At 74.3% G+C, this 14508-nt stretch carries 10 protein-coding genes and 2 pseudogenes; 8 read left to right on the top strand and 4 right to left on the bottom strand.

The genetic code is table 11. The features are described 5' to 3' along the window. Positions 1–77: 77 nt before the first annotated feature. Positions 78–542, bottom strand: a complete 465-nt coding sequence (locus ACSNOH_RS17905; RefSeq protein WP_436722350.1) for a helix-turn-helix domain-containing protein — start codon at positions 540–542, stop codon at positions 78–80. A gap of 574 nt (positions 543–1116) precedes the next feature. Between ACSNOH_RS17905 and ACSNOH_RS17900 the strand changes: the two genes are divergently transcribed. Next, positions 1117–1800, top strand: coding sequence for a response regulator transcription factor (locus tag ACSNOH_RS17900; RefSeq protein ID WP_436722348.1), 684 nt, complete (start codon positions 1117–1119; stop codon positions 1798–1800). Positions 1801–1887: 87 nt separating this feature from the next. Here the strand turns inward: ACSNOH_RS17900 and ACSNOH_RS17895 are convergent, their stop codons facing one another. Continuing rightward, complete coding sequence (locus ACSNOH_RS17895; RefSeq protein ID WP_436722347.1) at positions 1888–2850, bottom strand: threo-3-hydroxy-L-aspartate ammonia-lyase; 963 nt, start codon at positions 2848–2850, stop codon at positions 1888–1890. A gap of 152 nt (positions 2851–3002) precedes the next feature. Between ACSNOH_RS17895 and ACSNOH_RS17890 the strand changes: the two are divergent. Continuing rightward, positions 3003–3554: pseudogene (locus ACSNOH_RS17890) on the top strand (AfsR/SARP family transcriptional regulator); the annotation flags it as partial. Between the two features lie 240 nt (positions 3555–3794). On the opposite strand, the pseudogene ACSNOH_RS17885 reads toward ACSNOH_RS17890, so the two are convergent. Continuing rightward, positions 3795–4370, bottom strand: a pseudogene (locus tag ACSNOH_RS17885) (condensation domain-containing protein); the annotation flags it as partial. Positions 4371–4715: 345 nt separating this feature from the next. On the opposite strand from ACSNOH_RS17885, the gene gndA reads away from it, so the two are divergent. The 5 genes from gndA (at position 4716) to ACSNOH_RS17860 (ending at position 11052) form a co-directional block, all read left to right on the top strand. Continuing rightward, a complete protein-coding gene (gene gndA, locus ACSNOH_RS17880; protein ID WP_436722346.1) occupies positions 4716–6176 on the top strand; it encodes an NADP-dependent phosphogluconate dehydrogenase in 1461 nt (486 codons plus the stop codon). Between the two features lie 221 nt (positions 6177–6397). After that, positions 6398–6916: a DUF6643 family protein gene (locus ACSNOH_RS17875; RefSeq protein ID WP_436722345.1), complete on the top strand. Its 519-nt coding sequence runs from the start codon at positions 6398–6400 to the stop codon at positions 6914–6916. An 84-nt stretch (positions 6917–7000) separates the two neighbouring features. After that, the gene (locus ACSNOH_RS17870; RefSeq protein WP_436722344.1) at positions 7001–7837 is read left to right on the top strand and encodes an MOSC domain-containing protein; all 837 of its coding nucleotides are present in this window, start codon (positions 7001–7003) and stop codon (positions 7835–7837) included. Positions 7838–7907: 70 nt separating this feature from the next. Then, positions 7908–8513, top strand: coding sequence for an Rv1733c family protein (locus ACSNOH_RS17865; protein ID WP_436722343.1), 606 nt, complete (start codon positions 7908–7910; stop codon positions 8511–8513). 106 nt (positions 8514–8619) lie between these two features. Continuing rightward, the gene (locus ACSNOH_RS17860; protein ID WP_436722342.1) at positions 8620–11052 is read left to right on the top strand and encodes a right-handed parallel beta-helix repeat-containing protein; all 2433 of its coding nucleotides are present in this window, start codon (positions 8620–8622) and stop codon (positions 11050–11052) included. Here ACSNOH_RS17860 and ACSNOH_RS17855 read toward each other — a convergent pair. After that, positions 11022–13448, bottom strand: a complete 2427-nt coding sequence (locus ACSNOH_RS17855; protein WP_436722341.1) for a hypothetical protein — start codon at positions 13446–13448, stop codon at positions 11022–11024. The genes ACSNOH_RS17860 and ACSNOH_RS17855 overlap by 31 nt on opposite strands. Before the next feature lie 190 nt (positions 13449–13638). On the opposite strand from ACSNOH_RS17855, the gene ACSNOH_RS17850 reads away from it, so the two are divergent. Next, positions 13639–14499, top strand: coding sequence for a DeoR/GlpR family DNA-binding transcription regulator (locus tag ACSNOH_RS17850; RefSeq protein ID WP_436722340.1), 861 nt, complete (start codon positions 13639–13641; stop codon positions 14497–14499). Positions 14500–14508 lie beyond the last annotated feature (9 nt).

Here is a 14508-nt window from a genome sequence, read left to right as displayed (position 1 = left end):
CCAGATCCTGGGCCTCGGGCTGCAGATCGTGCTGCAGCACACCCTCTCCAGCGGCGAGCTGCACAGCTGGGGCTGGCTCATCCGGCGTCGGCGTCGCTGGGCGGCAGGTGCTCCATCCTGCGCAACTGGTCGAGCAGGCCGGTGGCCAGATCGAGTCCCTGGGGGGACAGGCCGACGGCCCGGACGGCGACCCGGGTGATCCCGGCGTCCTGCAGGTCGGGGAGGCCCCCGCGGTCCGCGCCGCTCTCGCGGAGCCCCACGAGCTCGCGGAGCTTGGCGTCCGTCCGCGCGGCCTCGTCGTCGTCGAAGAAGTAGCCCGCATTGACGCCGAAGAATTTCGCGAGCGCCTTGAGGTGGTGCAGCCGGGGATTGTTCCGCTGGCCGTTGCGGAGATAGGCGATGTACTGCCGGGAAATGTCGCCGCCCTCGGCCCGTATGGCCTCGGCGACCTCCTCGTTGCTGTACGGCCTGCGACCCCGTGGGTGGACGGTCCTGAAGAGGTGGTTCAGCCGATCGGCCAGCGCGTTCGGGCCGGAGGACATCTTCTCCATCGATTCCCGATCTTGTGAGGCAATTAGGCAAGTAACCTGATCACCACCGCAGTTGACAGTCGCGAAGCAGCAGTGGATATAGTGAGCCAGACCACTGATGTGGTCAAACTGCGCACAGGATCAGTCGAGGTGCGTCACGCCAGTGGCCGGAGCCGGCGACAGTCGCCCACTCGCTCCGGCCGCGCGACCGGGCGTCACCCGCCTCTCTCCGCTCGACAGGAACCATCCCGGCCGATCGAGCGGCCGGGCCGTGACCGCAGTACGGGGGTGGCGTGTCATTCTTCGGAGCGATGCCGGTTCCGCATACGCCGGCGGCCGGGTGAACGAGCGTGCGGAAAGCACGCCTCGGGGTTCGCTCGGACCGGTCGGCCCACCTGTGCCGAGGATCGTAGCGGGCGACCGCCGCGGCGGCACCTCCCTCCGCGAAGGTGCTGCGGGCACCTCCCGGCCCGGTCCCGCCACCGGCCCTCGGCAGGAGCTTTCCCGCCGTGACCGGCAGGCCGCCTCTTTCCCGCCCGTCCCGGGGCTTCCGCACACCAACTTTACTGAACGGGAATGGTGAAGAGTGACACAGGACCACCACCGCGGAAGGATCGAAAGCACAGCCGCGAACGGTCTGCGAGTCGCCGTGCTGATCGAGGACGATTTACTCCGGCTGGGCCTGCAGGCGCTGCTGCCGAGAATTTCCACCGTCCGGGAGGTGTTCTTCCCGGCCCAGCATTCCGGCCACCGGGGCACCGAGCACGACGCTCCGCTCGATGTCGTCCTCACCTCCGGCTACAACCGGGGCGTGCCCCGGCCGGCGGTGGAGTTCCCTCCGCCGTCCCCCCGGGTGCTCATGATCATCGACAGCTCCCAGCTGGCCGACGAGGCGGATTTCTCCGGCTGTTCCGCCGACGGGTACCTCCTGCGCAACGAACTCACGGCGGAGAGCCTGGAGCAGGCCCTGGCGCAGCTCGCCTCCGGTCAGATGCCGATGCCGCTGAGCCTCGGCCGCTCGCTCGTCCACCGGGCCACCGCCGCGCCGCCCGCCGCGCCGCCGGCCGAGCTGACGGCACGGGAGAAGGAGACGCTGCTGCTGCTCGTGGAAGGGCTGAGCAACAAGCAGATCGGCCGGCAGCTGAGCATCTCCGTGCACGGGGCCAAGCGCCTGGTCGGCAGTGTCCTCGTCAAGCTGGGAGCGGCCAATCGAACGGCGGCCGTCGTAGCGGCCATCAAGGCGGGCCTGGTGGAGCCCTGCTACGACTGACGAAGCGTGACGAGTGGCGGCGCATGCACCGGTCAGGGCCTCGGCGGGCGGTTCGGCGCCCCGCTCCGGGCCGTTCACGGACGCCGTTCACGGGGCCAGGAGTGCCGCGAACCGCCCGGGGTCGATGTTGCCGCCGCTGACGATCACGCCGACGCGCTGTCCGCGCAGCCGGCCGGCCGTGCGCCGCAGGGCGGCGAATCCCAGGCAGCCGGTGGGCTCGGCCACGATCTTCATGACGCCGGCGAAGGTTCCCATGGCCTCGACGAGTTCGGCGTCGGTGACGGTGAGGACGTCGGGGGCGGCGCCACGGAGGACGGCGAAGGTGAGGTCGCCCAGGTGCCGGGTCCGGGCCCCGTCGGCGATGGTCCGCGGCGTGGCGATGCGGACGATGCGGCCCTCGCGCAGCGACTGCCGGGCGTCGTCGCCCGCCTCCGGCTCGACGCCGACGAGCCGGCAGCCGGGGGACAGTACCGCTGCGGAGAGCGCCGTGCCGGACAGCAGTCCGCCGCCGCCCAGCGGCACGAAGAGCGCGTCGAGCTCTCCCGCCTCGTCGAAGAACTCCTTCGCCACGGTGCCCTGTCCGGCGATCACGTCGGCGTGGTCGTAGGGCGGGACCAGCGTGAGGCCGTGCTCGGCGGCCAGCGCGCGCCCGATCTCCTCCCGGTCCTCGGTGTCGCGGTCGTAGGCGACGACCCGGCCGCCGTACGCCTCGGTGGCCGCCCTCTTCACGGCCGGGGCGTCGTGCGGCATGACGATCGTGGCCGGGATGTCCAGCAGCCGGGCGGCCAGCGCGACCGCCTGGGCGTGGTTGCCCGAGGAGTACGCGACGACGCCGGCCCGCCGCTGCGCGGGCGAGAACCGGGCCAGGGCGTTGTACGCACCGCGGAATTTGAAGGCCCCCGCGCGCTGGAAGTTCTCGCACTTGAACAGCACCTGCGCTCCGGTCCGTTCGTCGATCAGCCGCGAGCGCAGGACCGGGGTGCGGTGGGCGTGGGGTGCGATCCGCTCCGCCGCGGCCAGGACGTCCTCGTACGTCGGAAGGTCGCGCATGCTGATCCTCTCGGCCGGGAACCACGGAACGGCGACGATATCCGGCCAACTGTCGCCCGGGCCGCACGGAATTCGGGCAGCCGCCCGCTTATGATCACCCGCAAGATCCACAAGGTCCGGAAGGTCGGCGTACGGGAGACGTGCGGGTGGAGATGTCACAGGTGCCTGCGGTGGACGGGGCGGTCCGCGTCCGTTTGCCGGGGCCCGTCCGGTACGTCTCGGCCCGGGGGGACGCCGGCCGGCCCGGCGCTCCCGGGCCGCAGGCCGTGCTGGCGGCGCTGGCGCTGAGCGCGGGGACGCTGGTGACGGTTGACGAACTGGTCGACGGGCTCTACGACGACGACCCGCCCGCCTCCGCCCGGCGGGTCGTCGTCAACTACGTCCACCGGCTGCGCACGCACCTGGAGCGCGAGGACGGCGCGGAGCCGGGCGGCGAGGGGCGGGACGCGGTCATCGCGACCACGGCCGACGGGTACGTGCTCCGGCTTCCCGGGGAGCAGGTGGACGCCGTGCGCTTCGGCCGGCTCACCGCGCAGGCCCGGCGCCACGCCGAGGCGGGTGCCCCCGCGGCGGCGGGCGCCTGCCTGGAGGAGGCGCTCGCCATGTGGCAGGGCCCCGCGCCGGCGGGACTGCCCGGGCCGTTCGCGCAGGACCGGCGCCGCGCGCTGGGCGAGCAGCGCGCGTCCGCGCTGGAACTGCGCCTGGAGATGCTGCTGGCGTGCGGACGCCATGCGGAGACGGTGCCGGACATCGAGCAGGCCCTTGAGGGCGGTGGCCGCGATCAGGAAGTGCGCCGAGGGGATCCCCAGCCGCTCGCTCTGCCTCTCGACCGCCTCGACCGCGGACGTCGGCAGGTGATGGCGGGCGTGCAGGGCCGCGGACGCGGGCGGCGCCTCCGCGTGGAGCCGTCCCGTGGCCGGCCAGGCCACCGCCTCCTTCGCCCAGAACTCCTGGTCCGAACGGTAGGTGCGGCCGGCCGCGTACGCCCGGTCGTGCTCGACTGCGGCCGTGACGGGCTGGAAGGAGTGCGGCGCCGCGGCGCTCCCGCTCAGCAGCGCGTTGTAGACGTCGGCCGTCCTGCGGGCCGTGGCGGCCTGGCCGTATCCGTCCGCCACGATGTGGTGGACACGGCGGTACCACAGGTGGCGGCCGGGCGACACCTTGATCAGGGCGGCGCCGAGCAGCGGACCGGTGGTGAGGTCGACCGGCCGGGCGAGGTCGGCGCGCATCCAGGCCACCGCCCGCCCGTCCGGGTCCGGGCTCCCGGTCATGTCGAGGACCTCGAACTCCCACTCGGCAGGCCGCAGCTCCTGCACCGGTGTCCCGTCGGGCTCCGTCACGAACCGCGCGCCCAGCGACCCGGCCTCGTCCACGGCGGTGCGCGCCGCCCGCTCCAGCAGCGCCGCGTCGAGAGCGCCGGTGATCTCGTAGTAGTCGCCCACGTTGTAGGGCGTGCCGGCCGGTTCCAGGATCTGGGAGATCCAAATCTCCAGCTGGCCTGCTGTCAAGGGGACTCGCACATTTCTGCTCCAGACGCCTCGGGACCGTCGTCCCTTCACCCTGGCACCCGCCCCGACCTGCGCACAGGCCCCACCGGGGGTGGTGTTCCCGCCTGTCGTGCACGCGAGGGGGCCCGACGGACGGCAACGCCCGGGCCGGCTCCTTCGCCGGGGTGCGTCACACCCGTCACACCATCGGACCACGCGTACCGGGGTTCCCGTTGCGCGAAGAAGGTGACAGTCTCCGAGCGGCCCCCGGCGCGCACACGGTTGTCCGGTGCGCACCGTGTCACGATGGCCGGGCGGCGCCCGGCGCCGGGGCCCGTGCCGGCCCTTCGAGGTACGTGACAGGAGTGGAGCCCCGCCATGTCCAGCACCCCCTCCCCCAAGGCCACCGCGCAGATCGGTGTCACCGGGCTCGCCGTCATGGGCAGCAATCTGGCCCGCAACTTCGCCCGGCACGGTCACACCGTCGCCGTGCACAACCGCACGTACGCCAAGACCGAGGCGCTGATCGGCGCGCACGGCCACGAAGGGGACTTCGTCCCCGCCGAGACCGCCGAAGAGTTCGTCGCCGCCCTGCAGAAGCCGCGCCGGATCGTCGTCATGGTCAAGGCGGGCGACCCGACGGACGCCGTCATCGACGAGTTCGCCGCCCTCCTCGAACCCCGCGACGTCCTCATCGACGGCGGCAACGCCCACTTCAACGACACACGGCGACGCGAGGCCGCACTGCGCGAGCGCGGCATCCACTTCGTCGGCGCCGGCATCTCGGGTGGGGAGGAAGGAGCTCTCCACGGGCCCTCCATCATGCCCGGCGGGTCGGCAGAGTCCTACAAGTCCCTCGGCCCCCTTCTCGAAAGCATCGCCGCCAAGGCACCCGACGGCACTCCCTGCTGCACCCACATCGGCCCCGACGGCGCCGGACACTTCGTCAAGATGGTGCACAACGGCATCGAATACGCCGACATGCAGCTCATCGCCGAGGCGTACGACCTCCTGCGCCACGTCGCGGGCTACGACCCGCAGCGCATCGCGGAGACCTTCCGCACCTGGAACACCGGCCGGCTGGACTCGTACCTCATCGAGATCACCGCCGAGGTGCTGGCCCACACCGACGCCGCCACCGGCCGTCCGTTCGTGGACGTCGTCGCCGACGAGGCCGAGCAGAAGGGCACCGGCCGCTGGACCGTGCAGACCGCGCTCGACCTCGGCATCCCCGTCTCCGGCATCGCCGAGGCGGTGTTCGCCCGGTCCGTGTCCGGCCACGCGGATCTGCGCGGCGCGGCGCGCGAACTCCCGGGCCCGCGGCGGGAACCGCTCTCCCCCGCGGACGCCGGGGAGTTCGCCGGCCTGGTCGAACAAGCGCTGTACGCGTCGAAGGTCGTCTCGTACGCCCAGGGCTGGAACATGATCAGTGCGGCGAGCGCCCAGTACGGCTGGGACATCGACCTCGGGGGCGTCGCCGCCATCTGGCGCGGCGGCTGCATCATCCGGGCCGCGTTCCTCGACCGCATCCGCGCCGCGTTCGCCGCGGACCCGCAACTGCCCACGCTGCTCGCCGACAAGGGCTTCGCCACGGAGGCCGGGGAGGCGCAGGGCGCGTGGCGCTCCGTCGTCGCCACGGCGGTGGGCCGCGGCGTGCCCACGCCGGGGTTCTCGGCCGCGCTCGCCTACTACGACGCGCTGCGCGCCGAGCGGTTGCCGGCCGCGCTGACGCAGGGGCAGCGGGACTTCTTCGGGGCGCACACCTACCGGCGCACCGACCGCGAGGGATCGTTCCACACACTGTGGGGCGGAGACCGCAGCGAGGAGCGAACCGGCTGAAAACCACCGGGTCCTGCGGTGCGCACGGCCGTGCGCACCGGCCGCCCGCACGGTCCGGCATACAACGGGCCGACGCGCAACGCGATACCCCCGGATGGCCGTACGTACGGATCTGTCCGGCCTTGCCGGTTCTGTCCTGACCTGCAACTTTGCAGGTCAGGGAAGGGTTAGTGCCGACCGTGCATAGACCGCGCGAGGGACGTGGGCTTAACTTATGCGCTATGACCTCCCCCCGCAGCACCTACGGCGGCGGCTACTACGCCTCGTCGTCGTTCCCGGACACCCCGATTTACGACAGCCTCGTCGCCGAGCGGGGCACCCCGCAGATCGCCCCGATCCGCGTGTCGGCCCCGTACGACGGCGGCGGCAGCAACCTGCCCGCACTTCCCGCGCTGCCGTCCGGCCCCTCGGCCGGCCCGTCCTCCCAGGCCCCGTACGGCGCCCAGGGCGGCGCACCGTACGGCTATCCCGCGCCCGGCCCGCAGCAGCCCGGCGGGCTGCAGCAGGCGGCCGCCCCGTACATCCCGCAGCAGACGCCGCCGCGCGCCTACCCGGGGCCGGGTCCGCAGCAGTACCAGCAGCAGCGGCCGGGAGGCGCCCCCGCCGGCCCGTCCGGCCCGGGGGGCCCCGCGGCGGGTCCGGCCGGCTTCGACGCCATGCGCCCGGTGACACCGCGCCCGGCCGCCGGGCAGTACGAGGACCCGTACAACCGTCAGTATCCGAATCAGGGGGGTTACTGACCGTCTGTCCGTTGTGCTGGGGGACCCGCCACGGCGGGCAGGGGTACTCGCTCAACCGCCCGGCCAGGGTGGCAAGATGACCGCATGTCCACGTCGCCCACGCTGACCGCGCTGCACTTCTACCCCGTCAAGTCCCTGGCGGGGTGCACCGCCCCGGAGGCGGCCGTCGAGCCGTGGGGGCTCGCCCGCGACCGCCGGTGGATGGTCGCGGACGCCGACGGGATCCTGATCACCCAGCGGCAGCGGCCACGGCTCGCCCTGGCCGCTGCCGGCCCGCTGCCGGGCGGCGGCGTCCGCCTCACCGCGCCCGGGGCGGAACCGCTCGACGTCGCCGTGCCCTCCCTCGCGGAAGCGGGGGGCACGCGCACGGTGCAGGTGTTCCGGGACAAGGTCGAGGCGGTTCCCGCGGGGGAAGCCGCCGACGCGTGGCTCACCGCCCACCTCGGAACCACGGCCCGCCTCTTCCACATGGACGAGCCCGCGAGCCGCCGGCCGATCGATCCCGCGTTCTCCCTCCCCGGCGAGACCGTGAGCTTCGCCGACGCCTATCCGCTGCTCGTGACCACCCTCGCCTCGCTCGACGCCCTCAACGCGCTCATCGCCGCGGGCGACTGCCCCGGCGAGGGCCCGCTGCCCATGAACCGCTTCCGCCCCAACGCCGTCGTCGGCGGCACCGAGCCGTGGGCCGAGGACGGCTGGCGCCGCGTACGGATCGGCGACGTGACCTTCCGGGCGGTCAAGGACTGCGGCCGGTGCGTGGTCTCCACCACCGACCAGGCCACCGCCGAGCGCGGCAAGGAGCCGCTGCGCACGCTCGCCCGCCATCACCGCATCGGCGGCAAGGCCGTGTTCGGCAAGAACCTCATCCCCGAGCACACCGGGACCGTGCGCGTGGGCGACACCGTCGAGATCCTCGACTGACCGGCCAGGCCCTCTTCCTCCGCATGCGATGCCCTGTGTGAGGTATTTACGGACCCGGAAGGGGGTGAGCATGGTGCGCGCTACGGCACTCGCATGGCGATGGCGGCGCAATCCCCTGCGTCGCCGCACCGATGTCCTGGAATCGTGGGTGGGGCTGGTCGCCGTGGTGCTCATGCTGCTCGTGGGCCCGGTCACCGGCTGGGTGACGGGGTCCCTCGCCCACGACGCCCTGCGGCACACGGTCCGCGAACAGCACCGGCACCGGCACCTGGTGACGGCCACGACGCTCCGCGCCCTGCGCGGCGGGCCCGCCGACACCGACCGCGAGGCCACGGCCGGCCGGGAGGGACACCATCGGGTGGTCGCCCGCTGGCCCGGCCCGGACGGCAAGGAGCGCTCCGGCGTCGTCCCCGTACGCCACACCACGCACCCGGGGCAGCGGTTCCCCCTGTGGACGGACGACGAAGGCCGGCTCTCCAGCCGCCCCATGGACCGGGACACGGCCGCCGTCCACGCAGGGCTCGCGGGCGCCGGGGCGGCCACCGTCGCCTGCGGACTGCTGGAAGTCGTGCGCCGGCTGGTCGTATGGCGGCTCATGCAGCGGCGGTACGCCGACTGGGACCGGGCGTGGGAACGGGCCGGGCAGACCTGGGGCCGGGCGGACGCGGGCAGCTGACCGGGCAACTCCCGGGGCCCGCGCGCGCTACCGTGGCTCCGGTGGCCGGTCCGGTTCGCTCCGGTCCCGGGTGGACTCACGCACGAGGTGGGGGCAGAGCAACACCATGGCACAGGGCTCGGTCCAGGTGACGCACACCGGCGCGGCGCGATGGCGGCGGCGCACGGGCGAGTACGAATCCCTCGCCTCGGCCCTGGAAGCGGCGGCCGACGGGGACGTGCTGTCCGTCGCCCCCGGCACCTACCGGGAGAACCTGGTCGTCACGCGCGCGGTCACGCTGCGCGGCGCGGAGGGTTCGCCCGGCAGCGTACGCATCGCTCCCCCCGACGGCGTCGCCCTGACCGTACGGGCCTCCGCCGCGCTGCAGGACCTGCACGTCGAGGGGCACGACGCGGCGGCGCCCGCGCTCCTCGTCGAGGACGGCGCCCCGTTGCTGGCCGGCCTGCGGATCGTGACCCGCTCCGCGGTGGGCATCGAGGTGCGCGGCGGCTCCCGGCCGACGGTGCGCCGGTGCACCGTCGACAACGCGGGCGGCGTCGGGATCGGCGTACTGGACGGCGCGGGCGGCCTGTTCGAGGAGTGCGAGGTGGTGGCCGCCGGCCAGTCGGGGATCGCGGTCCACGGCGGCGCGCACCCGCGCCTGGAGCGCTGCCGGGTCCACCACGCGTCGGGCGCCGGGCTGTCGCTGACCGGCGAGGGCAGTTCGCTGGAGGCGGTGGGCTGCGAGGTGTACGAGGTGCGGGGCGCGGGGGTGCAGGTGGCCTCCCGGGCTGCCGGCCGGCTGACCGACTGCCGGGTGCACCGCACGTCCGGGGACGGCGTGACGCTGGACACCGACGCCGTGCTCTCCCTCGTCGACTGCGACATCCACGACGTGCCGGAGAACGGGGTGGACCTGCGCTCCCGTTCGGTCCTGTCGATGACGCGCACGGCGATCCGCAGGTTCGGGCGCAACGGCCTGTCCGTGTGGGACCCGGGCACGCGCGTGGACGCCGACCTGTGCGAGATCCACGACAGCAAGGGCGACTATCCGGCGGTGTGGATCAGCGACGGGGCGACGGCCTCCCTCGGCTCCTGCCGCCTGCACGACGTTCCGGACGCCCTGTTCGTGCTCGACCGCGGCTCCCACGTCGACGTGGTCGACAGCGACCTCTCCCAGGTCCGCAACACCGCCGTGTCGGTGAGCGACGGGGCGTCGGCCCAGCTGGCGGGGTGCCGGATCCGCGAGGCGGGCACGGGCGCCTGGTTCCGCGACCACGGCAGCGGCGGCTCGATGACGGGCTGCACGATCGACGCCGCGGCGACGGGCGTCATCGTCACCAAGGGCGCCGACCCCGCCGTCGAGCAGTGCACGGTGAGTTCGCCGGTGGAGGCGGGCTTCTACGTGTCGGCGGGCGGGCGGGGCACGTTCCACGAGTGCCGGGTGACCGGCAGCGGCGGCTACGGCTTCCACGTCATCGACGGCTGCCGGTCGACGCTCACCCGCTGCCGCACCGAGCGCTGCGCGCGCGGCGGTTACGAGTTCGCCGAGGCGGGCCCGGTCAGCGAGGGCTGTACGAGCGACGAGGCGGTGCCGTCGACGGCCGTGGTCGCCCTGCCCGCCGGAGGCGGCACGGGCACCGCTCCCGTGACGACGGCCGTTCCGCGGACGCTGCTGAAGCCGGTGGCCGTGCCGGTCCAGCGCTCGGCCGAGGAGGCGCCGGCCGCGCCCTCCGCCCCGCCGGAGGCGCGCTCCTCGGCGACCGTGCTGCAGGCACTGGACGCACTGGTGGGCCTGGAGAGCGTCAAGAAGGAGGTCCGCTCCCTCACCGACATGATCGAGGTCGGGCGGCGGCGGCAGGAGGCCGGGCTGAAGGCCGCCTCGGTGCGCCGGCACCTGGTCTTCACGGGCTCGCCCGGCACCGGCAAGACGACGGTGGCCCGGCTCTACGGCGAGATCCTCGCCTCGCTCGGCGTGCTGGAGCGCGGCCACCTGGTGGAGGTCTCGCGCGTGGACCTGGTGGGCGAGCACATCGGGTCGACGGCCATCCGCACCCAGGAGGCCTTCGACCGGGCCCGCGGGGGCGTGCTCTTCATCGACGAGGCGTACGCGCTCGCCCCGGAGGACTCCGGGCGCGACTTCGGCCGGGAGGCCATCGACACCCTGGTGAAGCTGATGGAGGACCACCGCGACGAGGTCGTGGTGATCGTGGCCGGCTACACCGACGAGATGGAGCGCTTTTTGACCGTCAACCCCGGTGTGGCCTCGCGCTTCTCACGCACCATCACCTTCGGCGACTACGACCCGGAGGAGCTGCTGCGCATCGTGCAGCAGCAGGCGGACGAGCACGAGTACCGGATCGGGGCGGGGACGTCCGAGGCCCTGCTCCAGTACTTCCGCGACATCCCGAGGGGCCCGGCGTTCGGCAACGGCCGCACGGCGCGGCAGACCTTCGAGGCGATGGTCGAGCGGCACGCGGGCCGGGTGGCGCAGCTGGCCGACCCGAGCACCGACGACCTCACCCTGCTCTACGCCGAGGACCTGCCGGCGCTGCCCTGAGGGGGCACGGGCAGCCAGGCGGCCAGGCTCGCGAGCAGGGAGGCGCGTATCCGGGCGAACTCGGGATCGGACTGGTACTGCGAGTGGCCCAGGATGGCCGCGGGCAGCGGGTGTTCGGCCGTCCGGCCGTAGGAGAGGGGGTCCTTGAGGGGGCCTTGGTCGACGGCGGTGGCACCGGGTCGGTCGCCGGGGAGGCGGACGGGGCCGCCGATGGGGTCGGTGCGCCGCCACAGGTTGCACCAGCAGTGGACGTCGTCGTGGAGGGCGGCGAGCTTCCCGGGCCCGAAGTAGGCGGGGAACCAGCGGCCGTAGAGCCGCTCCAGGGGCGAGCCGTAGGTGAGCAGCGCGACGCGGCGGCGGGTGGCGGCGGGCAGCTGCCAGACCGCGGCCGCGGCGAGGACGCTGCCTTGCGAGTGGCCGGAGAGGACGAGGCGGCCGCCGGTGCGCTCGATCCAGGTGCGCATGCGCCAGGTGAGGTCGGGGACGGCGCGCTCGGCGTAACAGGGCGGGGCGAAGGGGTGGGCAGCCCGCGGCCAGAAGGTGCCGACGTCCCAGAGGATACCGACGGTGCGCCGGGCGGCGGGGTCGCGGTAGGCGCGGCGGCCCCAGGCGATCAGCAGGACGAAGCCGAGGCCGACGCACCAGGAGCCGAGCGCCTGGGCGATCTGGGCCACGTCCTCCACGGCGGCCGCGGTGCCGTCGGCGGCCCGCCCCGGGACGTCGTGGGTGCCCCAGGCGCCGGCGACGGCGCCGCCGCCGAGGAGGAGCGTGAGCGCGGCGACGGTGCCGAGCACCCGGGGCGTGGCGTCGGTGAGGCCCGCGCGGGCGATGCTGCCCGCGATGGCGCGCGTACGGGCCTGGTCGTGCGGCTCGTCGGGATAGCCGTCGGCGACGGTGCGGCACAGGCGCCTGCGCAGGCGCAGGGTGCGGGCGGCCAGGACGAGGAGCAGCAGGAACAGGACGGAGAAGAGCGGCGGGATGACGGACGCCTGCCAGGTGAGCAGGACCGGCGGGCCGCCGATCGGACCGCCCATGCCGGGGGTGGCGGGGCCGTCGAGCCAGTCCGCGACGCGGTGGGCGACGCCCGCGGTCATGACGCCGCCGAGGGCGCAGGCGAGCGTGGCGACGGCGGGGCCGGCGAGGCCGCCCAGCGGCGTCCGCTCGACGGGGGCGGCGCGGTGCAGCCGGCGGGCGGCGAGGGCGAGGAGGAGGACCAGAGCGCCTTGCCCGAGGGCGATCAGGCCGAAGACGCGGTCACCGGGGAGCATGCCGTGGGACCGCCAGCCGGGGCGGTCCCAGGCGGCGTAGACGGCGCAGGCCAGGAGCAGGCCGAGCGCGGTGGCGGGGAGGGCGACGGTGAGGCGGTCGGCCGTGTCGTCGGGGGCGCTCTCGCTGCGGCCCCTGCGGCACACGGTGTGGACGGCGAACAGGGCCGCGGCGGCCAGGGCGGCGGTGAGGACCTTGCCCAGGACGTCGAGGGCGGGGCTGCCGCCCGGGGCGCGGTCGTAGCGGGAGGCGGCCTGGACGAGGAAGGCGGCGACGGTGAGCAGGGCCGCGGCGGTGTGGGCGGCGCGCAGCCGGGCGACGATGCGCCGTCCGTACCAGAAGCCGGGCAGGCGCAGGGCCGGGCGCCCGGGGGCCGTGCCGCCGGTCTCCGCGTCGCCGGAGCGGTCGGGCGGCTGGAGCTCGTAGGCGCTCCAGGTGCGGCGGGAGAGGAGCCACAGCAGTCCGGCCACGGCGGTGGGCACGGCGGCCGCGAGGGCGAGCCGGCGGCCCGGCGGGCTCCACCAGCCGTGCCGGCCCTCCGACATGAAGCCGAGCCACGCCTTGCCCGCGAAGCAGGCGGGCGTGCCCGCGCACTGCCACGCCGTCAGGTCCAGGGCCACTTCGCAGGCGGCCGCGGTGAGCAGGACGGTGAGCGTGAGGGCGACGAGGCGCACCAGGAGGCCGTAGGCGCGCACGGTCGTGGCGCGGCCTTCGGAGGTGGGCCGCATCCAGTGGGCGAGGTTGACGACCATGAAGGGCAGGAGCATCAGCCAGAGGGCGCGGGAGCCGTCGCCGGAGGTGAGGTTGGACCACACGTAGGCCTCGCGGACGGGCTCGCGGCGGTGACCGCCGGGGTGGTCCTCGGCGTCGGCGTCGTCGGCGCAGCGGTGGATGCCCGCGACGGCGTCGCCGGTGACGCGCACGGTGCGGGCGTCGCCCAGCATGGCCTGCGGGGTGGTGCCCCCGACGCCGTGCACGAGCAACTCCAGGGCGGGGCCGGGGGCTTCCGCGGACGCGGTCGCCGCCTCTCCCGCCGGATCGGTTCGGTCGGTCTGGTCGGTCTTCTTGGTCTGGTCGGTCTGATCGGTCTTCTCGGTCTGGTCGGTCTGGGATCGTTCGTCGGATGCCACCGTTTCCCCCGGCCCCGGTGTGTCGTACCGTCAACCAGCATGGTGCCAGGGGGCACTGACAACGCGGGCGCCCTCGGCGCAGAACAGGCCCGTTCGTGAACCGGCCGGACGAGGACGATCGTCGGGGGCCCGCCGCGTGGGAGGATGAGCGCGCACGACTGCCGGTGGCTGACCGGAAAGGACGGGCCGGGTGAGCGACAACCAGAATCTCCTGGCGGAGCAGCGGCGTGCGCTGATCCTCGACGAGGTCAGGAGGCGCGGTGGGGTGCGGGTCAACGAACTGACGCGGCGGCTCAACGTCTCTGACATGACGGTCCGCCGTGACCTGGACGCGCTGGCCAGGCTGGGCGTGGTGGAGAAGGTGCACGGCGGGGCGGTGCCGGTGGCGGAGGCGACCGCGCACGAGCCGGGGTTCGAGGCGAAGTCGGCGCTGGAGCTTGCGGCCAAGGAGGACATCGCGCGGGCGGCGGTGCCGATGGCGCCGCCGGGCAGCGCGATCGCGCTGGCGGGCGGGACGACGGTGTTCGCGCTGGCGCAGCGGCTGGTGGACGTCCCCGACCTGACGGTGGTGACGAACTCGGTGCGGGCGGCCGACGTGTTCCACAGCTCGCAGCGGCCGGTGACGGCGGCCGGCCCGTCGGCCCGGCCGGGGGCGGCCACGGTGGTGCTGACGGGCGGGGTGCGCACCCCCTCGGACACCCTGGTGGGGCCGGTCGCGGACGCGGCGATCCGCTCGCTCCACTTCGACGTGCTGTTCATCGGGGTGCACGGCATATCCGCCGAGGCGGGCCTGTCGTCGCCGAACCTGGCGGAGGCGGAGACCAACCGGCACTTCGTGCGGTCGGCGCGGCGCGTGGTGGTCCTGGCGGACCACACCAAGTGGGGCACGGTGGGCCTGAGTTCGTTCGCGGCGCTGGAGGAGGTGGATGCGCTGGTCACGGACGCGGGGCTGCCGGAGGCGGCACGGCGGGAGCTCGCCGAGCGGCTGCCGGAGCTGGTGGTGGCCGGTGCCTGCGGGGACCCGGCGACGGCCGGCGGTGCGCAGGGCTGAGGCGGGCGG

It is taken from the genome of Streptomyces sp. URMC 127 (genome assembly GCF_051386535.1).
GTDB lineage: Bacteria > Actinomycetota > Actinomycetes > Streptomycetales > Streptomycetaceae > Streptomyces.
Note: the sequence above shows the minus strand (reverse complement) of the source record. Positions and strands in the feature narration are given on the sequence as shown.

Coding starts and splice junctions, on each gene's coding strand:
- ACSNOH_RS17860 (WP_436722342.1), top strand. CDS start 8,620: ATGGCACAGGGCTCGGTCCAGGTGACGCACACCGGCGCGGCGCGATGG.
- ACSNOH_RS17905 (WP_436722350.1), bottom strand. CDS start 542: ATGTCCTCCGGCCCGAACGCGCTGGCCGATCGGCTGAACCACCTCTTC.
- ACSNOH_RS17870 (WP_436722344.1), top strand. CDS start 7,001: ATGTCCACGTCGCCCACGCTGACCGCGCTGCACTTCTACCCCGTCAAG.
- ACSNOH_RS17875 (WP_436722345.1), top strand. CDS start 6,398: ATGACCTCCCCCCGCAGCACCTACGGCGGCGGCTACTACGCCTCGTCG.
- ACSNOH_RS17895 (WP_436722347.1), bottom strand. CDS start 2,850: ATGCGCGACCTTCCGACGTACGAGGACGTCCTGGCCGCGGCGGAGCGG.
- ACSNOH_RS17865 (WP_436722343.1), top strand. CDS start 7,908: ATGGTGCGCGCTACGGCACTCGCATGGCGATGGCGGCGCAATCCCCTG.
- gndA (WP_436722346.1), top strand. CDS start 4,716: ATGTCCAGCACCCCCTCCCCCAAGGCCACCGCGCAGATCGGTGTCACC.